Consider the following 20,822-nt stretch of genomic DNA (forward strand, 5'->3'; position numbering starts at 1 on the left):
GTCTTATCCTTGTCCCTGCGAGGACGCATTGCGCCGCCGCCAGATCCGCCAGGTCACCAACAGCGACCAGATCAAGGCCCCCATCGCCGCGAGATCGGCGAGAAAGGCGTATTTCGCCGGCCAGCCGGATTGGCTGCCCAGATATTGCACTCCCAACCAGCACAACATGGTGACGGCGATCACCGCCCCCACCAGCCGCATCTGGCGCGTGTCCGCCCCAGCCGGCGGATTATGCTTTGCCGGTCCCGGCATCAAGTCGCCTCGCCGCGCGCGATGCGGCGGGAATGTTCCGTCTCGCCCCCCGAGGCGAGGATCCGGGCCTGCCCGACCCAGTCATCCGCCTCGATCCGGCCACCCATGCGGCCCAGTCGCTGGGCGAAATCCGCAATCTGAGCCGAATCCCAGGCCGCGATCTGTTCGAACCGGGTCACGCCGCTTTCGGCCAGCCAGTCCGACAGTTTGGGCCCGATGCCCTTGATGCGGCGCAGATCATCGCCCGCCTGAACCGACCCCTGCACACGGGATGCCAGCGGGTTGGCTCCGGGGATCGCACCGGCTACAATCGGCAGTTGCGTGGCCGAGGTGATGCCCTCGGGCCCGCCAGTGGCCGCCAGCAGCGCCTCAGGCTGGCGCTCGGCCATTTCGCGGTCCCAATCCGCCCCGGTCATGCCCAGCCCGGCCTCGAACGGCGCCTGCCCTTCGTGGCAGACCAGCCAGACCAGCAGCGCGCCGAACAACAGCCCCGCCACCAGCCCCAGAAACAGGCCGGCGCCCCAGGCCAGATCACCGATGCCCGAGGTGAACAGCAGCACGAGCACCCCGACGATCGCGCCCGAGATCCAGCAGTTCCTGTTGCACTCCGACCGTTCCATCATGACCCGCCCGCCGTCGCTTCTAGCCGTTCATACCATCCTTTGTGGCGGTGGTCGCCCCTGCATCGCCACCCTTGCCTTTCAGCCAAGGCGTGGTGATCGGCTCCTCGGTGCCGTCGATGCGCTTGATGGTTTCGCCCAGCCGCACGGCGCGGGCCACGCTGCCGTTATACTGTTCCTCGCCTTGCAACCCGGCCAGAGCGGTCGGCCCACCCAGCGCCTCGGACGAGAAGCGGCCGTTCTGCGGCCCCGGCACCGGAACTTCGCCGGCGGCAAAGCGGTCGATCAGCGCCGACAGCTTTTCAGCGGTCAGGTCTTCGTAGAAATCCTTGCCGATCTGGGCCATCGGCGCATTGGTGCACGCGCCCAGACATTCGACTTCTTCCCAAGAAAAGCGGCCATCGGCCGACAGCTCATGCGCATGCGGCGCGATCTTTTCCTTGCAGACCCGCATCAGTTCCTCGGCGCCGCAGATCATGCAGGTCGTGGTGCCACAAATCTGCACATGCATAACACTGCCAACGGGTTGCAGCTGGAACATAAAGTAGAATGTCGCCACTTCCAGCACGCGGATATAGGCCATGCCCAGCAGATTGCCGACATATTCAATGGCCGGGCGGCTCAGCCAGCCCTCTTGCTCCTGCGCGCGCCACAGCACCGGGATGACCGCCGATTGCTGGCGGCCTTCCGGGTATTTGGTCATCTGGGCACGGGCCCATTCCAGGTTCGCCGGAGTAAACTCGAAGGACTCGGGCTGGATGGGGGACAGACGGCGCAGCATCAGCGGTCAACCTCTCCGAAAACGATATCAAGAGTGGCGATGATCGCCGGAACATCGGCCAGCATATGGCCCTTGGACATCCAGTCGATGGACTGGAGATGCGCGAAACCGGGCGCCCGCAGCTTGGCGCGCCACGGCTTGTTGGTGCCGTCCGCGACCAGATAGACGCCGAATTCGCCCTTGGGCGCCTCGACGGCGGCATAGACCTCGCCAGCCGGCACCTTGAAGCCCTCGGTGTAAAGCTTGAAGTGATGGATCAGGCTTTCCATGTCGCGCTTCATGTCGCCGCGTTTGGGCGGGGTCAGCTTGCCCCGCGCCAGCACGTCGCCGGCCGGCTCGGCGCGCAGCTTTTGCACGGCCTGCTTCATGATTTTCACCGACTCGCGCATTTCCTGCATGCGGATCAGGTAACGGTCATAGCAGTCGCCGTTCTTGCCCACCGGGATCTGGAAGTCGAATTCGTCATAGCATTCATAGGGCTGGCTGCGACGCAGATCCCACGCCAGACCCGAGCCGCGCACCATGACGCCGGTATAGCCCCAGTCAAGGCAGTCCTGCTCGGTGACGATGCCGATATCGACCAGGCGCTGCTTGACGATGCGGTTTTCCGTCAACAGCGTGTTCAGGTCATCGACCAGGTTCAGGAACGGATCGCACCAGGCCTCGATATCGTCCAGAAGCGCCGGCGGCAGATCCTGATGGACGCCACCCGGACGGAAATAGGCCGCGTGCAGACGCGCGCCGCAGGCCCGCTCATAGAACACCATCAGCTGTTCGCGCGCCTCAAAGCCCCACAGCGGCGGGGTCAGCGCGCCGATGTCCAGCATGCCGGTGGTCAGGCCCATCAAGTGGTTCAGGATGCGGCCAATTTCCGAATAAAGCACCCGGATCAGGCTGGCGCGACGAGGCACCACCGTGCCGGTCAGCCGCTCGATGGCCAGACACCAGGCATGTTCCTGGTTCATCGGCGCCACATAATCCAGCCGGTCGAAATACGGCAGGTTCTGCAGATAGGTCCGGCTTTCCATCAGCTTTTCGGTGCCGCGATGCAGCAGGCCGATATGCGGATCGGCGCGTTCGACGATCTCGCCGTCCAGCTCCAGCACCATGCGCAGCACGCCATGCGCTGCCGGGTGCTGTGGGCCGAAGTTGATGTTGAAATTGCGGATGCTTTGTTCGCCGGTCAGCGCGTCCACCGAACCGTCGTCATAGCTGTTCTTGCGGATATCGCCGTCCATCATGCGCCAGCCTCGGAATTGGATGCGTATTGGGCCAGGAATTGGGCCTCGGTCATGGTCTCGTGCTCGCCCGCCAGGGCATAGCTTTCGGGTTTGCAGTCGATGAACAGCTCATGGCGCAGCGGATATTTGCCTGGATCGGCAAAGGCCTGAACCGAGACAAAGGCCATGGCGCCATCGCGCGACACCCATGCCAGCGACGAGCCGCAGCGCGCACAGAACACCCGCTCGCCCCATTCGCTGGACTGAAAGCGCGTGATCGGCGCGTCATCGGCGAATTCCAGACTGCCCGAGCAATCGGTGACGATGAACACCCCGCCCGAAAACTTGCGGCACATGCTGCAATGGCAGGCGCCGGCCTCATCGGAAACCGGCGTGGCCGTGAAGGTGCAGGCCCCGCAAAGGCAGGTGCCGGTTTCGCTCGCCATCACTTCGCCGCCCCCTTCTCATCGCCGGGCAGCACATATTTGGCGCCTTCCCAGGGCGAGAGGAAATCGAACTGACGGTATTCCTGCACCAGCTTGACGGGCTCATAGACGACGCGCTTTTCGACGTCGTTCCAGCGCACCTCGACATAGCCGGTGGTCGGGAAATCCTTGCGCAGCGGATGGCCGCGGAAACCATAGTCGGTGATGATGCGGCGCAGGTCCGGGTGCCCCGAGAACAGGATGCCGAACATGTCAAAGACTTCGCGCTCATACCAGTTCGCGCCGGGGAACACCCCGGTCAGCGAGGGCGCGATCTCGTCCTCGCGCAGCTGCGCCTTCACGCGGATGCGCTGGTTGCGATACATCGACAGCAGATGCACCACCAGATCAAAGCGCGCCGGGCGGTTCGGGTAATCCACTGCCGTAATGTCGATCAGCGTCGAGAAGCGGCAATTGGCATCGCTGCGCAGGAATTCGATCAGCCCGACCAGCCCCGACAGGGTGGCGGTGACGTTCAGCTCGCCATGGGCGATTTCGGTTTCCACCACGTCGCTGGCGCGGCGCAGGGCGATATGTTCGGCCAGTTCGGCAAGGGCTTCGGTGTCGAACATGGCTTACCTCACCAGCGTGCCGGTGCGCCGGATGCGGCGCTGAAGTTGCAGGATGCCGTAAAGCAGCGCCTCGGCCGTGGGCGGGCAGCCGGGGATATAGATATCCACCGGAACGATGCGGTCGCAGCCGCGCACCACGGAATAGGAATAATGGTAATAGCCGCCGCCATTGGCGCAGCTGCCCATCGAGATGACATAGCGCGGCTCGGGCATCTGGTCATAGACCTTGCGCAGCGCCGGCGCCATCTTGTTGGTCAGCGTGCCCGCGACGATCATCAGGTCCGACTGGCGCGGCGAGGCGCGCGGCGCGGTGCCGAAACGCTCGATGTCATAGCGCGGCATCGAGGTCTGCATCATCTCGACCGCACAGCAGGCCAGACCAAAGGTCATCCAGTGCAGCGAGCCGTTGCGCGCCCAGTTGATGATATCCTCGGTCGTGGTCAGCAGGAAACCCTTGTCCTGCAGCTCGCGGTTCAGCTCGGCGGTGGCGAACTCGCGGTCGGGTCCGGCCGTATTGGCTCCGGTCATCACGCCCATTCCAGCGCCCCCTTCTTCCATTCATAGGCAAAGCCCACCGTCAGCACGGCCAGGAAGACCATCATCGACCAGAAGGCGACTTCGGTCAGGCCGGCAAAGCTGACCGCCCAGGGAAACAGGAAGGCCACTTCAAGGTCGAAGATGATGAACAGGATCGACACCAGATAGAAGCGCACGTCGAATTTCATCCGCGCGTCGTCGAATGCGTTGAAGCCGCATTCATAGGCGCTGACCTTTTCGGGATCGGGATTGCGGATCGCGACGATGGCGGCGGCCAGAATCAGCACGATCGCCAGCGCGGATGCCATTCCCAGAAAGACCAGGATCGGCAGATATTCTTGCAGCAGGTATTCCACTGGAGTTGGGCTCCCTTTCGCTCGCAGGAACCCAGGTGGCGGCCCGCGATGGGTTTGGCTGAGGCTCGTTTATCCCCGGCGGCGGGCAGGGTCAACGGTACGCGCCGCTTTGGAAGGCATTGTAACCTTTCGCTTTGCGCAACGCCATCGCTATGCCGACAAGATATGCAGATCGCAGGGTGGCAGAAGAATCACGAATCGCTGGGCCGGCCGATTCCCCCCAGATGCGTATGACGAAAACCCTCAGGTAATTTAAGCCCATAGCCCAGGGCGCGGTCGATGCCGATATGCGCCAGCCACAGCCCGCCTGCAGCGATACAGCCGGTCTTGCCGGCGGCGACGCCCAGCAGCATCAGCAGAAACGGCAGCGCATAAACATGCGCAAGGTTATAGACCACGGCCCCGACCCGGCGGCCCAGCAGATATCCCGCCATCGACAGATCCGGGGCCAGCAACGCCAGCAGCCAGACCCACCACGGCCAGCCGACCGAGGCGAAACCGGCAATCGCCAGCCCGCCAAAGGCCAGCCCCGCGCCTTCGGCCTGCTGCCATAGCCGCGCGGGCGCAAGGTCAGGCGTCATGGCCGAAGGTCCAGAATTTGCCGGGCGGCGGCGACCAGTGCGGCATTGCCCGCCCTGCTGCCATCGGGCAGATGCAGGCAATCCTCCAGCCCGATGCGGTTGTCGCAGCCCAGATCGCGCGCCGCCGCGACAAAGGGCCAGGCGGTGTCGTCAAAGCCGTGCAGCAGGATCGGCAAGCCGCGCGGACGCAGGCGCATGAACATGCGCCCTGCCCGTGGCATCACGGTCTCCGGCTCGCCGGCCTCCATCTCGATCATCGCGCGCAGGGCATGGGGCAGGTCCAGCCCCTCCAGCCGGTCCAGATCAGCCTCATGGGCCAGCCCCAGCTCGACCTTGACGCCGATCCCGGCCATCAGCGCGATGACCTCGGGCGCATCGGGTTCGGACAGATTGACCGAAACGTAATCGGGCTTTTCGACCCAGGCCCTCATGTCCTCCAGCCGCCCGGCGCGCGGCGCGATCCAGTCGCCGGTCGAAATCCCGACCGGCATGCCCGGCACCGCCGCCCGCACCGCACGCAGATGCGCGGCGACATCCTCGGGCGCCAGAGACTCGCGCCCCTGCGTGTCGCGGGGATGGATATGGAGGCAATCCGCCCCCGCCGCGCGGCAGGCCAGCGCATCCGCCGCCACCGCCTCGGGCGTCAGCGGCAGATGCGGCGTATCGGCAGGGCGCGCGCCGTTCAGGCAGGCTTGCAGCATCTATTCCGCCGCGCGCTGCCGCGCGGCCTCCAGCATCGGGGCCAGATAGCGGCCGGTATGGCTTTCGGGGTTCTGCGCCACATCCTCAGGCGTGCCGCTGGCCACGATCCGGCCACCGCCATCGCCGCCCTCGGGGCCGATGTCGATGATCCAGTCGGCGGTCTTGATGACGTCAAGATTGTGCTCGATCACCACCACAGTATTGCCCTGATCGACCAGCGAATGCAGCACTTCCAGCAGCTTGCGCACATCCTCGAAATGCAGGCCGGTCGTCGGCTCGTCCAGGATATACAGCGTCTTGCCCGTCGCCCGCCGCGACAGTTCCTTCGACAGCTTCACCCGCTGCGCCTCGCCGCCCGACAGCGTCGTGGCCTGCTGGCCGACCTTGACATAGCCCAGCCCCACCTCGACCAGCGCATCCATCTTGTCGCGGATCGAGGGCACCGCCTTGAAGAACTCCTGCGCGTCCTCGACGGTCATGTCCAGCACATCGGCGATGGACTTGCCCTTGAACTGCACCTCCAGCGTTTCGCGGTTGTAGCGCTTGCCCTTGCAGGTCTCGCAGGTGACATAGACATCGGGCAGGAAGTGCATCTCGATCTTGATGACGCCGTCGCCCTGACAGGCCTCGCAGCGCCCGCCCTTGACGTTGAAGCTGAACCGCCCCGGCTTGTAGCCGCGCGCCTTGGATTCGGGCAGGCCGGCATACCAGTCGCGAATATGGGTATAGGCACCGGTATAGGTGGCAGGGTTCGAGCGCGGCGTGCGGCCAATCGGACGCTGGTCGATGTCGATCACCTTGTCCAGCAGTTCCAGCCCCTTGATCGTCTCGCAGGGCGCGGGCGTCTGCTTGGCACCGTTCAGCCGCAGGCTCGCGGTCTTGAACAGCGTCTCGATCGTCAGCGTGGACTTGCCCCCCCCCGAGACGCCCGTCACGCAGACGAACTTGCCCAGCGGGAACTCGGCGGTGACGTTTTTCAGGTTGTTGCCGGTGGCGCCAACGACCTTGATCGCCTTGCCATTGCCCTTGCGCCGCACATCGGGGACATGGATCTCGCGCAGGCCGGACAGATATTGCCCGGTCAGGCTGTCGGGATTGGCGGCGATTTCGGCGGGCGTGCCCTTGGCCACGACGCTGCCGCCATGCACCCCGGCCCCCGGCCCCATGTCAAAGACGTAATCGGCATGGCGGATCGCATCCTCGTCATGCTCGACCACCAGAACCGAGTTGCCCTGATCGCGCAGCCCCTTCAGCGTGTCCAGCAGCCGGTCGTTGTCGCGCTGATGCAGGCCGATGCTGGGTTCATCCAACACATAAAGCACCCCCGTCAGGCCCGAGCCGATCTGGCTTGCCAACCGGATCCGCTGGCTTTCGCCGCCCGACAGCGTGCCCGCAGCCCGGCTCAGCGTCAGGTAGTCCAAGCCCACATTGACCAGAAAGCCCAGCCGCTCGCGGATTTCCTTCAAGATGGCCGCCGCGATCTCGTTCTTCTGTTTCGTCAACTGACCCGGCGCAGCCTCGACCCAGGCCAGCGCCTCGCGGATCGACAGTTCGGTGACCTGCCCGATATGGCTGCCCGCGATCTTGACCGCCAGCGCCTCGGGTTTCAGCCGATAGCCGTGGCAGGCGCCGCAGGGGCGGTTGTTCTGATACTTCTCGAACTCCTCGCGCACCCATGCGCTGTCGCTTTCGCGCAGCCGGCGCTCCATGTTGGGGATGATGCCCTCGAAGGTGCGGGTGATCTCATAGACGCGGCCGGCCTCGTCAAAGCGGAACGGGATCTCTTCCTTGCCCGAGCCGCGCAGGAACATGTCCTGCACCTCTTTCGGCAGGTCCTTCCACGGCGTCTTCTTGTCAAAGACGTAATGCTTGGCCAGCGCGTTGACGGTCTGGGTCAGATAGGCCGATTTCGACTTGGCCCAAGGCGCCAGCGCCCCCTGCGCCACCGACAGCGCCTGATCGGGCACGATCAGCCGGTCGTCAAAGAACAGCTCCATCCCCAGCCCGTCGCAGACCGGACAGGCGCCAAAGGGCGCGTTAAAGGAAAACAGCCGCGGCTCGATCTCGGGGATGGTGAAGCCCGACACCGGACAGGCGAAATTCTCGCTGAAGGTGATGCGCTCGCCCTCGCCCTCTGCCGGGGCAGTTTCCAGCAGTGCGATGCCGTCGGCCAGATCCAGCGCGGTGCGGAAACTGTCGGCCAGCCGCGTCTCCATGCCCTCGCGCACGACGATGCGGTCCACGACCACGTCGATATTGTGGCGGAATTTCTTGTCCAAAGTCGGCGGCTCGTCCAGCTCGTGGAAAGTGCCGTTCACCTTGACGCGCTGGAACCCCTGCTTGCGCAGTTCCAGGAATTCCTTCTTGTATTCGCCCTTGCGGTCGCGAACGATGGGCGCCAGCAGATAGGCGCGCGTGCCCTCGGGCAGCTCCATCACCCGGTCCACCATGTCCTGCACCTGCTGCGCCTCGATCGGCAGGCCGGTCGCCGGCGAATAGGGCGTGCCGGCGCGCGCAAACAGCAACCGCAGATAGTCATAGATCTCGGTCACCGTGCCCACGGTCGAGCGCGGGTTCTTCGAGGTCGTCTTCTGCTCGATGGAAATCGCCGGAGACAGGCCGCTGATGTGATCCACATCCGGCTTGCCCATCATGTCCAGAAACTGCCGGGCATAGGCCGACAGGCTTTCGACATAGCGCCGCTGCCCTTCGGCATAGATCGTGTCAAAGGCCAGACTGGATTTTCCCGATCCCGACAGGCCGGTGATGACCACCAGACTGTCGCGCGGAATATCCATGTCCACGTTCTTCAGATTGTGCTCGCGCGCGCCGCGAACCTCGATGAACTTCTGTTCCATCGCGCCCCGTCCAGATCATGCCTGATTCCGCCAAGCGCATCAGATAGGCATGATCGCGGAAATGGCAACCTTTAATGGAACATCATGCGAACATACACGCCGCCTGCCCGGGCAACGGGCACGGCTCAGCCCCCGGTATGGCTCATGAAGCGGCCGACCTGACCCGCGACATGCTGGCGCGTATAGTCGAAATCATGGCCCTTGGGCTTGCGGGTGATCGCCTCGCGGATCGCCTCGCGCACCGGGGCATCGTCATCGCTGGCGCGCAGCGGCGCGCGCAGATCGGCGCGGTCCTCCTGCCCCAGACACATGTAAAGCTCACCGGTGCAGGTCAGCCGCACCCGGTTGCAGCTTTCGCAGAAATTATGCGTGAGCGGCGTGATAAAGCCGATCTTCTGCCCGGTTTCCTCGACCCGCACATAGCGGGCCGGGCCGCCGGTGCGCTCGGCCAGCGGCGTCAGGGTCAGGCGTTCGGAAAGCCGCGCCCGCAAGTCCGACAGCGCCCAATACTGGTCCAGCCGCTGCTCCTCGCCCATGTCGCCCATCGGCATGACCTCGATAAAGGTCAGGTCATGGCCCTGCCCCGCGCACCAGTCCAGCAGCGAAAACAGCTCGGCCTCGTTGAAGCCCTTCAGCGCCACGGTATTGATCTTGACGCGGATGCCGGCGCGGGTGGCGGCCTCGATCCCCTCCAGCACCTGCTCCAGCCGGCCCCAGCGGGTGATCTGCGCGAATTTCGCCGCGTCCAGCGTGTCCAGCGAGACATTGACCCGGCGCACGCCGCAATCGGCCAGCTCACCCGCGAACCGCGCCAGCTGGCTGCCGTTGGTGGTCAGCGTCAGCTCGTCCAGCCCGTGACCCAGATGCCGCGACATGGCGCGAAAGAATCCCATGATATTGCGCCGCACCAAGGGCTCGCCGCCCGTCACACGCAGCTTGCGCACGCCCAAGGCCACAAAGGCCGAACACAGCCGGTCCAGTTCCTCCAGCGTCAACAGGTCGCGCTTGGGCAGGAACTGCATGTGCTCGGCCATGCAATAGGTGCAGCGGAAATCGCAGCGATCCGTGACCGAGACCCGCAGATAGGTAATCGGGCGGGCAAACGGGTCGATCAGAGGCAGTTGCGCGTTCATCCCCCCAAGATAAGCCTGCCCGAACGCCTTCACAAGCAGCCGAACCGTTGACGCTCTCGTAACCTTGTTCGCGGCTATGGGTGGACAGGGCTCGGGACCGACGGCTAGCCTGCCGCAAAAGTCCAGAACAAGGATTTCACGATGACCATGCCCGTTCTGCGCCTGACCGGCGCCCTGCTGATCCTTGGCCTTGCCGCCTGCACCAACACCGGAAAGACCCCCGCCTCCAGCCCCGCCCCGGTGATGGAGACCATGACCGATCCGGCGACCGGCCAGCCGGTGATCGCGGGCCCGGTGCTCAAGGGCACGGCCCCGCGCACGCCGGGCAAAAGCAGCTCGGCCTCCAGCATCGGCGAAAGCGCGGGCCAACCTGCGGCGGCGCTGAACACCGCCACGCGCGAGGAACGGGCCGAGGCCGCGGCCCCGGTGCGCGCGGGCGGCAAGCGCCTGGGCACCACCGTCGCCTCGCTCGGCGATCCCTCGCTGCCCGGCTTCTGGATCAAGACGCCGCTGGTCGGCTCGGAAAGCGCCGGACGCATCGTCAACCCCGCCACCGGGAAATCGGCCAATGTCCGGCTGATCCCGCTGGGCGGCCCGGCCAGCGGCGGCAGTCAGGTCTCGCTGCCGGCGCTGCAGATGCTGGGCGTCAGCCTGACCGACCTGCCCACGATCGAGGTCTATGGCAGCTGACCGCCGCGCGGTTGCGAGGCGGCGAATTGCACGATTGTGGCATCACAGCTGCCCGCCGCGCCATGCGCGCAGGACGACCGACCGCCGCGCGGCTGCAGCAGGGCCGGATCAGCCCCGCCCCATGCGTTTCAGCCAGCGGCCCGCCTCGCTGCGGGCCACGGGTTTCAGCCGCGCGCCATGCGCATCCAGCCAGTCGCGCACCCGCTGCGGATCGTGTTTGGACAGGTCGCGCAGCCAGCCGCCGATCGCCTTCTGGATCGAACTGTCGCGGTCATGGGCCAGCCGCTCCAGCCAGCCCAGCAGGCGTTCGCGCTGCGCCAGTTCCTCGGGCTTGGGGTTGCGCAGCCGCGTCCATGGCAGCGTGCCGACCAGCGCCGCGCGCCGCACCCAGGGATTCGGATCGTCCAGCCAGATCTCGACTTGGTCCAGCCGCGCCGGATCGGCCTGCAAGCGGCGCCCGGCAGCGCCCATGACGTGATCGGCGATGGCCCAGCCGTCGAATTGCGGCACCCAGCCCGCGATCAGCTCCCAGACTGCCGCATCCGGCCGGATCCGCGCCTGCGTCAGCAGCTTGGCGGCGGCGACGCGCGCCTCGTGGATGTCGCTCTCCCACAGCCGCGCGGCCAGATCCAGCCGGCCGGGCAGGTCCAGCGCCTCGCGCCACAGCCGCGCCAGTTCGTCGATCGGCGGATTGGCCACGCCCAGATAGACCCGTCCGACCTTGTGATAGGCTTCCATCTGGGCGGCGCGCTCGGCATCGGCCAGTGCGCGCAGGGCGTCGAGTTCGGGAAAGTCCATGCGCAAGCTCCTTCGTGGCCGATCACAGGTATTCGGTCCGGCCATGCCCCGCCGCGCCGGGCTTGGCAACAGCCAAGCCGCATCATCGCCACAAAGGCCCCGCCTCAGGCGGCGCTGACCCGCCAGATCACATCGCCCACGTCATCGGCCATCAACAGCGAGCGCCGGTCCGGCCCGATGCACACCCCCACCGGCCGGCCATAGGAATATTTCTCGTCCTCGCTCAGGAACCCGGTCAGGATGTCGCGCGGCGGCCCCGAGGGGCGCCCGCCGGCAAAGGGCACGAAGATCAGCCGATAGCCCGACAGGATCGAGCGGTTCCACGAGCCATGCTGCCCGATGACCATACCCGGACCAAAGCCCGGCAGCACGCCCTCGGGCAGCCAGCACAGGCCCAGCGAGGCAGTATGCCCGCCCAGCGCATAATCGGGCCGGATCGCGCGCGCGACCTCGGCCGGGTCCTGCGGCACGCGCTCGTCGATGATCTGGCCCCAGTAGCAATAGGGCCAGCCGTAAAAGCCGCCATCCTGCACCGAGGTCAGGTAATCGGGCGGCGTCTCGTCGCCCAGCCCGTCGCGTTCGTTGACCACCGTCCACAGCGCGCCGGTCTGCGGCTCCCAGGCCAGCCCGACCGGATTGCGCAGACCCGAGGCAAAGATCCGCGCCGCACCGCTCTCCAGATCCAGCCGCCAGATCGCGGCGCGGCCCTGTTCGGCGGCCATCCCCTCGTCGCCGATATTGGTCAGCGAGCCGACGCCGACGTAAAGCGCCAGCCCGTCCGGTGCTGCCAGCAGGCTGCGCGTCCAATGCCCGCCCGGCTGAAAGCTGACCAGCCGCCGCCCCTCGCCCGCCAGCCGGGTGTCGCCGGCGCGATAGGGAAAGGCCAGCACGCCATCGGTATTGCCAAGATAGAACGTGTCCCCGACCAGAGCCATGCCAAAGGGCTGACGCTGGTTCTCGACAAAGACCTCGCGGATCTCGGCGCGCCCGTCGCCATCGGCATCGCGCCACAGCGTCACCCGATTCGCGCTGACGCCCAGTGCCCGCGCCCGGCGCATGGTGGCCTGAGTCGCGCGATCCATCAGCGAGCGCGGCGGCCCGGCGTCCTGCAGCGCCTCGGCGACCAGCACATCGCCATTGGGCAGCACCTCGATCCAGCGCGGATGCAGCAGATCGCTGGCAAAGGCATCGACGCGCAGCCCGGCCGCCGCCTGCGGTTTCTGCCCCGGCGCCCAGCCGCGCGCGGTCGGCATCTTCAGCGTCATGATGCCCTGCTCGCGCGCCTCGGGGATCTCTGGCGACTGCCCCAGCGCCCGGACGCGGGGTGCGTGCTTGCGCCGCAGCGCCACCATGGCCGCACCGACCAGTTCCGTCGCCTTCGCCACCAGATCCATCTGTTCCCTCCGCTGTTTGGCGACAGGCTAGCCCAGCGCGCCGGGCTTGTCATCGGGCCGAGTGCACCCGCCGACCCCAACCTGACAAATTAAGTCAACTATATGATTTCAAAAGTTTTCTTGACGCCCGCCATCGGCGTGCCTATATCGGTTTCAGATCGCAAGCCAGCATCACGCCAGCCAGCTTTCCACTTCCCGCCAGTCAGGTCCCTGCCGCAATATGCGGCGCACCTCGCCAGCTTGGGCGCAATCCCTCCGCACGCCATTCCCCTCTCGCCACCCAGCCCCGCCCCTGCGGTGCGCCCGGCAGCCAGACAGGTCCTTGGGCTCCGCAGCATCCCGCCACGCAAGCCCCCACCAAGCAAGCCACAGTCCCTATGCAAATGCCGGCGCCACCCCGATGGGCGCGCCGGCACGCCGCTAGTTCGCCAGCAGCTTTTCAAGGCTGGCGCGGGTCTTGGCCGGGTCTTCCTGATAGCCGATCAGCCCGGCGTAATCGCCCTTGGCATCGAACAGCAACACCATGGCCGAATGGTCCATCGTATAGCCGCCGCCCTCGGTCGGCACCTTGCGGGCATAGACGCGAAAGGCCCGCGTCGCCTTGGTCATCTCTTCGGGCGAGCCCGAGACCCCGGTGACGCCCGGCACCCAGGACACGTAATCACGCAGCCCGTCGACGCTGTCGCGCTCGGGATCGACGGTCAGGAAAAAGATGCGCAGGCTCTTGCCGTCCTTGCCCAGATCCTCCTGCCATTGCGCCATATCGCCCAGCGTCGTCGGGCAGACATCGGGGCAATGGGTAAAGCCGAAGAACACCGCCGAGGGCTGCCCCTTCAGGCTGTCTTGCGTAAATGTGCTGCCATCCGTCGCCTGCAGCCGGTAATCGCCGCGCCCAAGGCTGGCGGTGCCCGCATCCTGCAACCGATCCAGCCGGGGCGAGATGATCTGCGTCCAGACCACGGCGGCCAGCGCCAGCGCCACCAGCGCCCAAAGCAGCAGGCGGATCGGGAACAGGCCCGATTTCGGTTCAGTGCCCGGCATGATCACCTCCGGCAGCGCGTGCATTGACCGGCCCGACCTGCAAGGTCGCGTCCAGTTTGCCGGCCTTTTCAAAGGTCAGGGTCAGCGGCACGGTTTCGCCCTGCGCCAGCGGCTGTTTCAGCCCCATCAGCATCAGGTGATAGCCACCGGGTTTCAGCTCGACCGTCTGGCCGGCGGGAATGGGCAGGCCATCGGGCTGCGGGCGCATGGTCATGACGTCTCCCTGCATCACCATCTCGTGGATTTCGACATGATCGGCCAGCGCGGTGGAAACCTCAACCAGCCGGTCCGCCGCGCCCCGGTTGTGGATGGTCAGGAAACCGCCGGCCAGATCGGCGCCGGGCGGTGTGGCGCGGGCAAAGGCGCCGTCAACGCGGATGTCGCCCGCCTGATCGGCGGCGGGCGCTGCGGCCTGATCGCCGCCGGCGTCATGCGCCGCATGGCCCCCGGCATCATGCCCACCATGGCCGGCCTGCGCCGCCACGGGCGCGGTAACGGTCAGCGCCGGGGCCGGATGCTCCACCCCTTCGGCGCCGGTCACGTCGATCCAGCCGGCGCGCGTCTTGCCGCATTCCTGCACGGTCGGGAAATACAGCACCGTGCCCGGCGCGACCTCGGGGCCGATGGTGCCGCGCAGCGTGAATTCGTCATACCATGCGTCGGGCAGCTCGCCCCCCGACCAGATGATCTCGCGCGTGCCGCTGGTCATCACGTCGCCATGCTTGTCAAAGGGCCGGGCATAATCGCCGGTCACGGTCTTCAGCGTCCAACCCGGCTTGGGCATGGGCTTGGCGTCGTAAAATCCGTCGGGCAGCTTGACGCGCAGCGCCGTGGTGGCCTTGCCCTCGCAGCCATGGCCGATGCGCAGTACCGCCTTGTAGCCGGCCCCGGCGGGGGCCTCGGGCTGGTCCAGCGCCACATGCGCCAAGGCCGGGCCGGCAAACAGGCTCGCCATCGCGGCGGCCAGAATCATGGGTTTCATCGGTATCGTCCTGATCTTCGGGTGATCGCGGCAGGCCATCGCCTGCGCGCGGGGTCGGGGGATCGGTTCAGGACATGCGGGGCGGGCCACGCGCCAGCGGCTGCAAGGGCGCCGCCGGGGCCATGGCAATGGCAAAGCGCGGCGGCGGCACAAAGGCGCGCGGCAGGCCAGAGGCGGCAGGCAGCGCCGGCACCGGCAGGCCCAGAAATTGCTGGGCATGGCTGGCCCAGCCGCAGGGCGGATGGTCGGCGACATGGTCCGGGGCATGGTCTGCGGGCGCAAGACTGCCATCCGCCGCCACCGTCATTTCCACCGGCGCGCTGTCGCCGCACAGGATCACCATGACCCGGCCCATGGCATCGGGCGCCAGCATGGTGCCGGGCGTCAGCAGCGAAAAGGCCAGAAACGGGATCAGCAGCGCCAAAGCCAGCGCCCGCAGGCGCGCGGTCGCAGACGAGCCCGCACCGGCCAAGACCCGGCCCGGCCCAATCCCGCAACGCGCCTGCACTCTGGCCGATCCCATCGCCATCCTCCGCTGCGGCCCTGCCTGCCAGATTTTGCCGTCGGGGGAAAGCTCCGCGAATGTCGCAGCCCCGACCCGCAAGGGTCAGGGCGACGACGAGCCTGCGCGCCGACGAAAGCAGGAGGGGGCACTGCAACCACCGCCCGGCACACAACCAGACGCTGCGGGCACGCGCTCCGGCCGAAGATCCGGCAGGGGCAGCCCGGCGCCATCCGCTGGGATCCCTGCGGATGCCACGCCCCCGCAAGGGAACGGCGCCGCCGGATCCAGACCGCCCCCTACATGACCGCAGTGGAAACGGACAAGACCGGCTGGGCTTGATGCTTCGTCACGGCGGCGAACCGCGCATCTTTTGCCGCAGAAATGTGCAATTCCGGCGTCAGAGCCCCGCCAGAAACGCCCGGCTGCGCTCCAGCGCGCGGCGCACCGCGACCTCGACGCCCTCGGCCCGGGTCAGCGCGGTCATCGGCACCTCGATCCCCACCGGCATGTCGTCGGGCAGCGCGCGCAGGATCGGCGCCAGCGGGATCTGCCCCTCGCCCGCCGGCAGCCGCTCGACCCGGCCGGCAAAGAACAGCTCTTCGGTGGTATAGCTCGCCTGCACCGGCGCGTCGCACAGATGGACAAAGGGCATGCGCGGCAGCGCGCGGGCCAGATCCTCGATCCGGCTCTGCGAGCGGTTGAAATGCAGCGTATCGACCAGTAGCCCCAACTGCGGCCCCGCCGCCTCGGCCACCTCCAGCGCACTCGCCAGATCCGGCACCGGGGTCCAAGGAAAGAACTCCAGCACCGCCTGCAAGCCATGGCCGTGGCAGGCCTCGGCCATCTGGCCAAGGTTCTGCGCCAGCCGGCCCAGGTCCGGGTCATAGGGCGCGCAGATCACCTGCTTCGCGCCCAGCCGCGCGGCGGTCTCCAGAAACGGGCCCAGCGCCGCCAGATCGAAATCCGGGTTGATGCGCACGAACTCCACATCCTGCACGCGCAGCCCGGTCTCGGCCAAGGCCGCCAGCGTCGCGGCCAGCAGGGCGCTGTCCTGCATCAGCGGATAGCCGGGCGTGTCGGGCGTCACCCGGATCAGCCGCAGCCCGACCGCGTCATAGCCGACACGCGCCGCCAGCCGGATCATCTCGGGCGGAGACAGCTCGACCGCACTCAGATGCGCCAGCGAAATCTGACGGGAAGCCAATGTCATGGGCGATGTTCCTCATAAAGACCTGCCGCATCCAGCGCGGCGATATGGCCAAATGTCATGGCGGGGCCGATGTTGATGCCCCCCGCCGGATAATAGCCGCCCATCACGCTCGCCATATCGCAGCCGGCGGCGTAAAGCCCGGCGACCGGCGCGCCGCCCGCATCCAGCACCCGGGCGCGGCCATCGCTTTTCAGCCCGGCAAAGGTGCCGAAACTGCCGGGCGTCACCCGCACGGCATAGAACGGCCCCTTGGCGATCGGCGCCACGCAAGGGTTGGGCGTCACATCGGGATCGCCCTGCAAGCGCATATAGGCGCTGGTGCCGCGCCCAAAGGCCGGGTCCTCGCCCCGCGCCGCGCCCGCGTTCCACTCGGCCAGAGTCGCCACCAGCCCCTCGGGGTCGATGCCGCAGGCCCGCGCCAGCTCCTCGGGGGTGTCGCCCTTTTTCAGATAGCCGTTGCGCAGCCACGCGCCCAGCGGCACCGGCGCCGGACGCGAGATCCCCAGCCCATAGCGGCGCTGGAACGCGTGCGAGCAGACCAGCCACGATTCCGGCACGCCCTGCGGTCCGACCGCCTCCAGCAGCGCCGTGACATAATCGTGATAGCCCAGCCCCTCGTTGCAAAATCGCCGGCCATTCGCCAGCACGCCGATGATGCCGGGCTTGCCGCGCTCGATGATATGGGGAAACACGCCGCGCCGCCCGTCGGGCCAGGGCACCTCGGACACCGGGCACCACGCGCCGGGGCTGGCCAGCCCGCGGTCCTGCACGCCGCCCACCGCCTCGGCCAGCCGCAGCCCGTCGCCCGAGGCTTCGGGCACCGACAGGCTGGTGTGGCAATCGTCATGCGGAAACTGCGCCGCCCGCCGCGCCGCGTCATGGCCAAAGCCGCCGGTCGCCAGCAGCACGCCCCGCCGCGCCACCACCCGACGCGCGCCCTCCGGCCCGCCCAGCACCGCGCCGCAAACCCGGCCCGTGCCATCACTCAGCAGCTCCTGCGCCGGAGCATTGGTCAGAAACCGCACGCCCAGACCATCGGCCGCCAGCATCAGCCGCGCCACCAGCGCATTGCCATTGCGCAGCTGCATGCCCCGGCCATGCCGCGCCAGATCCCACAGATGCCGGCCAAAGCGCCGCGTGACATGCGCAAATGCCGGGCCCGAGCGCAGCATGGTCATGAAGGCGCGCAGATCCGGCCCGGCCTGAATGGTCATGCCCATGAAGCTCGTCTCGCGCATCGGCTTGCGCAGCAGCCCGATCAGCGGCCCCAGACGCCGCCCGTCGAACGGCGCTGCAATGACCGAGCGTCCGCCCATCCCCGCCCCCGGCTGATGACCATAGGTGTCGGGGATCTTCAGTCCACCCTCGAATTCCAGCCCGGCCGCTTCCAGAAAACCAACCATGCGCGGCGCGTGATACAGAAAGGCATCGACCTTGCCGGCGTCGAAATGCGGCCCCAGCACCGATTGCAGATAGCGGCGCGGCGCCTCGGGATCCTCGACGATGCCGGCGCGGCGGGCCACCGGGTTCAGGGGCGCCCATGTCCAGCCGCCCGACCATGCGGTGGTGCCGCCCAGCACCTCGGCCTTTTCGGCGACGATCACCGACAGCCCGCTTTTCGCAGCCGTCACCGCCGCTGTCAGCCCGGCCGCCCCCGAGCCGATCACCAGAAGATCGCAGTCCACCGCTTCCCCGCCATCGAATAACTTGAATGGCATTCAAATAATGAAACGCCCCCCGCAAGACAAGCAAAAACGCAAAAGGCCCCGCGCATGGCGGGGCCCTTGCAAGGCAGCGGTGCAGGCGGCGCTATTCCCACCACCTGTCGATGGCGGCGATATCGGCGTCCGACCAGCCGAAGTGATGGGCGAACTCATGGATCACCACATGGCCGACCAGCGCGCCCAGCGTGACATCGCCACGCGCCGCCCATTCGTCCAGAATGGCGCGGCGAAACAGCCAGACCGTATCGGGGAAATGCTGCGGATCGCTGGCCGATTTCTCGGTCATCGGCACGCCGTCATAAAGCCCGGTCAGTTCCAGCGGATCGTCGATCTGCAACTCGTCCAGAAATTCCTCGCTGGCGAAATCCTCGACGCGCAGCACCACCTGCGCGGCGGGGCCCGCGAACTCCGGCGGCAGGCCGGCGATGGCCTCGCGCGCCAGTTCCTCGATCAGCCCGGCGTCGGGGGCCTCGGCACTCTTCCAGTCCAGCATGGCGTCACCTCGTGATTGCCCGCCCCGATATGGACAAAAACCGCCGTTTGTGAAAGAGCGAAGCCGACAGGAGACCTCCCATGACCACCACCCGTTTCGCCCCCTCGCCCACCGGCCATATCCATGTCGGCAACCTGCGCACGGCGCTGATGAACTATCTGATCGCGCGCAAGTCGGGCGGCACCTTCATCCTGCGTCTGGACGACACCGACCGCGAGCGGTCGAAACAGGAATATGCCGATGGCATCCAGCGCGATCTGGAATGGCTGGGCCTGACCTGGGACCGGATCGAACGCCAGTCCGACCGGCTGGACCGCTATGCCGAGGCCGCCGAAGGCCTGCGCGGCGCGAACCGCCTTTACGAGGTGTTTGAAACCCCGGTCGAGCTGGACCTGAAACGCAAGAAGCAGCTCAACATGGGCAAGCCGCCGGTCTATGACCGCGCCGGGCTGAGCCTCTCGGCCGATCAGATTGCCGCCTATCGCGCCGAAGGCCGCGACGGCTACTGGCGATTCCTGCTGGATCAGGAACGCATCGAATGGCCCGACGGCATCCTGGGCGACATTTCCATCGACGCGGCCTCGGTCTCGGACCCGGTGCTGATCCGCGCCGATGGTCAGGTGCTTTACACCTTCGCAAGCTCGGTCGATGACGCCGACATGGGCGTGACCCATATCGTGCGCGGCGCCGACCATGTGACCAATACCGCGACCCAGATCCAGATCATCCGCGCGCTGGGCGCCACGCCGCCGGCCTTTGCCCATCACAGCCTGCTGACCGGCGCGCATGGCGAAGAGCTGTCGAAACGTCTGGGCGTGCTGGCGATCAAGGATCTGCGCGAATCGGGCGTCGCCCCCGAGGCGCTGCTTTCGCTGATGGCGCGTCTGGGTTCGTCGCAGCCGGTCGAGCTGAAAATGTCGCTCGACGAGTTGGCGGCGGGCTTCGAGCTGTCGCAATTCGGCGCCTCGCCCACCAAATTCGACGCCGAGGATCTGTGGCCGCTGACCCGCGAGGCCAATCAGGCCCGCCCGTTCGAGGTGGTGCGCGACCGCATCGCGGCCCTCGGCGTGCCCGCCGATCAGGCCGAGCGGTTCTGGCGCGTCGCCTCGCAGAACATCACCAAGCTCGACGATCTGGCCGGCTGGTGGGAGATCTTCTCGAACGGCGCCACGCCGCAGATCGACCCCGAGGATGCCGATTTCGTCGCCGAAGCAATGAAGCTGCTGCCGCCGCCGCCCTATACCGACACCAGCTGGTCCGAGTTCACCACGGCGGTCAAGGCCGCCACCGGCCGCAAGGGCAAGGGCCTGTTCATGCCGCTGCGCAAGGCGCTGACCGGGCAGGCACATGGCCCCGACATGTCCGAGGTGATGCCGCTGCTGCAAAAGGTGCCCGCGCGCGGCTGACCGCGCCTCACCCGTCTGAAAATTCCGGGGGCAGGTCGTCAGACCTGCCCCTTGTTTTTTGCCGACCCCGCCACGCAACGCGCGCAGCCTGTGTACGCGCGGTGTACGCCCGGTGCACGGATGCTGCACGGGTTGCGCAGCGCAATCCCTTGCGATCCATAAGAATTTCCTCGCCACACTCCACCCCGCCGCCACCGCAACGCCCGCAGCCGTTGCGCCGCCCGGCGGCCGGGCGAATTCATCCACAGGGAATTTTGGTTTTGCGAAAAAACCCGTCCCGACCCCCTTGACCCCACCCGCCCCACGCCGTAAATCCGCCGCACTCCGTGGCGGAGTAGCTCAGCTGGTTAGAGCAGAGGAATCATAATCCTTGTGTCGGGGGTTCAAATCCCTCCTCCGCTACCATTCCTCCCCCTGATCGTTTCGGATCACGGAGGAGACGTTCATCAAAAACCAAAGTCGGTTAGACTCTCGATCTGATC

The 20,822-nt window shown here is 66.8% G+C and carries 21 protein-coding genes, 1 tRNA gene and 1 pseudogene; 3 read left to right on the top strand and 20 right to left on the bottom strand.

Annotated features, from left to right (window positions below; genetic code table 11):
• Positions 1-3: 3 nt before the first annotated feature.
• From GL279_RS08455 to moaA, 12 genes and pseudogenes are all read right to left on the bottom strand, one after another.
• The gene (locus GL279_RS08455) at positions 4-252 is read right to left on the bottom strand and encodes a DUF5337 domain-containing protein (protein WP_155064195.1); all 249 of its coding nucleotides are present in this window, start codon (positions 250-252) and stop codon (positions 4-6) included.
• Complete coding sequence (locus tag GL279_RS08460) at positions 252-875, bottom strand: hypothetical protein (protein WP_246175246.1); 624 nt, start codon at positions 873-875, stop codon at positions 252-254. Before GL279_RS08460 ends, GL279_RS08455 begins: the two co-directional genes overlap by 1 nt.
• A gap of 79 nt (positions 876-954) precedes the next feature.
• A pseudogene (gene nuoE, locus GL279_RS08465) lies at positions 955-1,653 on the bottom strand (NADH-quinone oxidoreductase subunit NuoE); the annotation flags it as partial.
• Complete coding sequence (locus tag GL279_RS08470; protein ID WP_155064197.1) at positions 1,653-2,894, bottom strand: NADH-quinone oxidoreductase subunit D; 1,242 nt, start codon at positions 2,892-2,894, stop codon at positions 1,653-1,655. The gene GL279_RS08470 and the pseudogene nuoE, both read right to left, overlap by 1 nt.
• A complete protein-coding gene (locus GL279_RS08475) occupies positions 2,891-3,319 on the bottom strand; it encodes a GFA family protein (RefSeq protein WP_155064198.1) in 429 nt (142 codons plus the stop codon). Before GL279_RS08475 ends, GL279_RS08470 begins: the two co-directional genes overlap by 4 nt.
• Complete coding sequence (locus tag GL279_RS08480) at positions 3,319-3,930, bottom strand: NADH-quinone oxidoreductase subunit C (protein ID WP_155064199.1); 612 nt, start codon at positions 3,928-3,930, stop codon at positions 3,319-3,321. The genes GL279_RS08475 and GL279_RS08480 overlap by 1 nt, the downstream gene beginning before the upstream one ends.
• Before the next feature lie 3 nt (positions 3,931-3,933).
• Positions 3,934-4,458: a NuoB/complex I 20 kDa subunit family protein gene (locus GL279_RS08485; RefSeq protein WP_155064240.1), complete on the bottom strand. Its 525-nt coding sequence runs from the start codon at positions 4,456-4,458 to the stop codon at positions 3,934-3,936.
• The gene (locus GL279_RS08490) at positions 4,458-4,823 is read right to left on the bottom strand and encodes an NADH-quinone oxidoreductase subunit A (protein WP_343039749.1); all 366 of its coding nucleotides are present in this window, start codon (positions 4,821-4,823) and stop codon (positions 4,458-4,460) included. Before GL279_RS08490 ends, GL279_RS08485 begins: the two co-directional genes overlap by 1 nt.
• Positions 4,824-5,014: 191 nt before the next feature.
• Complete coding sequence (locus tag GL279_RS08495) at positions 5,015-5,404, bottom strand: DUF4260 domain-containing protein (protein WP_155064200.1); 390 nt, start codon at positions 5,402-5,404, stop codon at positions 5,015-5,017.
• Positions 5,401-6,105 carry a 3-keto-5-aminohexanoate cleavage protein gene (locus tag GL279_RS08500; RefSeq protein ID WP_155064201.1) on the bottom strand — a complete coding sequence of 235 codons (705 nt, stop codon included), beginning with the start codon at positions 6,103-6,105 and terminating at the stop codon, positions 5,401-5,403. Before GL279_RS08500 ends, GL279_RS08495 begins: the two co-directional genes overlap by 4 nt.
• Positions 6,106-8,964: an excinuclease ABC subunit UvrA gene (gene uvrA / locus GL279_RS08505; RefSeq protein WP_155064202.1), complete on the bottom strand. Its 2,859-nt coding sequence runs from the start codon at positions 8,962-8,964 to the stop codon at positions 6,106-6,108.
• Between the two features lie 125 nt (positions 8,965-9,089).
• Positions 9,090-10,097, bottom strand: coding sequence for a GTP 3',8-cyclase MoaA (gene moaA, locus GL279_RS08510; RefSeq protein WP_155064203.1), 1,008 nt, complete (start codon positions 10,095-10,097; stop codon positions 9,090-9,092).
• A gap of 141 nt (positions 10,098-10,238) precedes the next feature.
• On the opposite strand from moaA, the gene GL279_RS08515 reads away from it, so the two are divergent.
• Positions 10,239-10,787: a hypothetical protein gene (locus tag GL279_RS08515; protein WP_155064204.1), complete on the top strand. Its 549-nt coding sequence runs from the start codon at positions 10,239-10,241 to the stop codon at positions 10,785-10,787.
• Positions 10,788-10,895: 108 nt separating this feature from the next.
• On the opposite strand, the gene GL279_RS08520 is transcribed toward GL279_RS08515, so the two are convergent.
• The 8 genes from GL279_RS08520 to GL279_RS08555 all read right to left on the bottom strand — a co-directional run bounded on the left by GL279_RS08520 (position 10,896) and on the right by GL279_RS08555 (position 18,934).
• Positions 10,896-11,585: a DNA alkylation repair protein gene (locus tag GL279_RS08520; RefSeq protein WP_155064205.1), complete on the bottom strand. Its 690-nt coding sequence runs from the start codon at positions 11,583-11,585 to the stop codon at positions 10,896-10,898.
• Positions 11,586-11,689: 104 nt separating this feature from the next.
• A complete protein-coding gene (locus tag GL279_RS08525; protein WP_155064206.1) occupies positions 11,690-12,979 on the bottom strand; it encodes a PQQ-dependent sugar dehydrogenase in 1,290 nt (429 codons plus the stop codon).
• Positions 12,980-13,399: 420 nt separating this feature from the next.
• Entirely contained in the window at positions 13,400-14,020 is a 621-nt protein-coding gene (locus tag GL279_RS08530) for an SCO family protein (protein WP_155064207.1), read from the bottom strand.
• Positions 14,007-15,002 (bottom strand): copper chaperone PCu(A)C domain-containing protein, encoded by a 996-nt coding sequence (locus GL279_RS08535; RefSeq protein WP_155064208.1) that lies wholly within the window; start codon positions 15,000-15,002, stop codon positions 14,007-14,009. Before GL279_RS08535 ends, GL279_RS08530 begins: the two co-directional genes overlap by 14 nt.
• Before the next feature lie 67 nt (positions 15,003-15,069).
• Positions 15,070-15,525 carry a hypothetical protein gene (locus GL279_RS08540; protein ID WP_155064209.1) on the bottom strand — a complete coding sequence of 152 codons (456 nt, stop codon included), beginning with the start codon at positions 15,523-15,525 and terminating at the stop codon, positions 15,070-15,072.
• A 379-nt stretch (positions 15,526-15,904) separates the two neighbouring features.
• A complete protein-coding gene (locus GL279_RS08545; protein WP_155064210.1) occupies positions 15,905-16,717 on the bottom strand; it encodes a sugar phosphate isomerase/epimerase family protein in 813 nt (270 codons plus the stop codon).
• Complete coding sequence (locus GL279_RS08550; protein ID WP_343039750.1) at positions 16,714-18,402, bottom strand: FAD-dependent oxidoreductase; 1,689 nt, start codon at positions 18,400-18,402, stop codon at positions 16,714-16,716. Before GL279_RS08550 ends, GL279_RS08545 begins: the two co-directional genes overlap by 4 nt.
• A 124-nt stretch (positions 18,403-18,526) precedes the next feature.
• Positions 18,527-18,934, bottom strand: coding sequence for a metallopeptidase family protein (locus tag GL279_RS08555; RefSeq protein WP_155064212.1), 408 nt, complete (start codon positions 18,932-18,934; stop codon positions 18,527-18,529).
• An 80-nt stretch (positions 18,935-19,014) separates the two neighbouring features.
• On the opposite strand from GL279_RS08555, the gene gltX reads away from it, so the two are divergent.
• Complete coding sequence (gltX, locus tag GL279_RS08560) at positions 19,015-20,340, top strand: glutamate--tRNA ligase (protein WP_155064213.1); 1,326 nt, start codon at positions 19,015-19,017, stop codon at positions 20,338-20,340.
• Positions 20,341-20,668: 328 nt separating this feature from the next.
• A tRNA-Met gene (locus GL279_RS08565) sits at positions 20,669-20,745 on the top strand.
• Positions 20,746-20,822: the final 77 nt, after the last annotated feature.

Source organism: Paracoccus limosus, assembly GCF_009711185.1.
Lineage (GTDB): Bacteria > Pseudomonadota > Alphaproteobacteria > Rhodobacterales > Rhodobacteraceae > Paracoccus > Paracoccus limosus.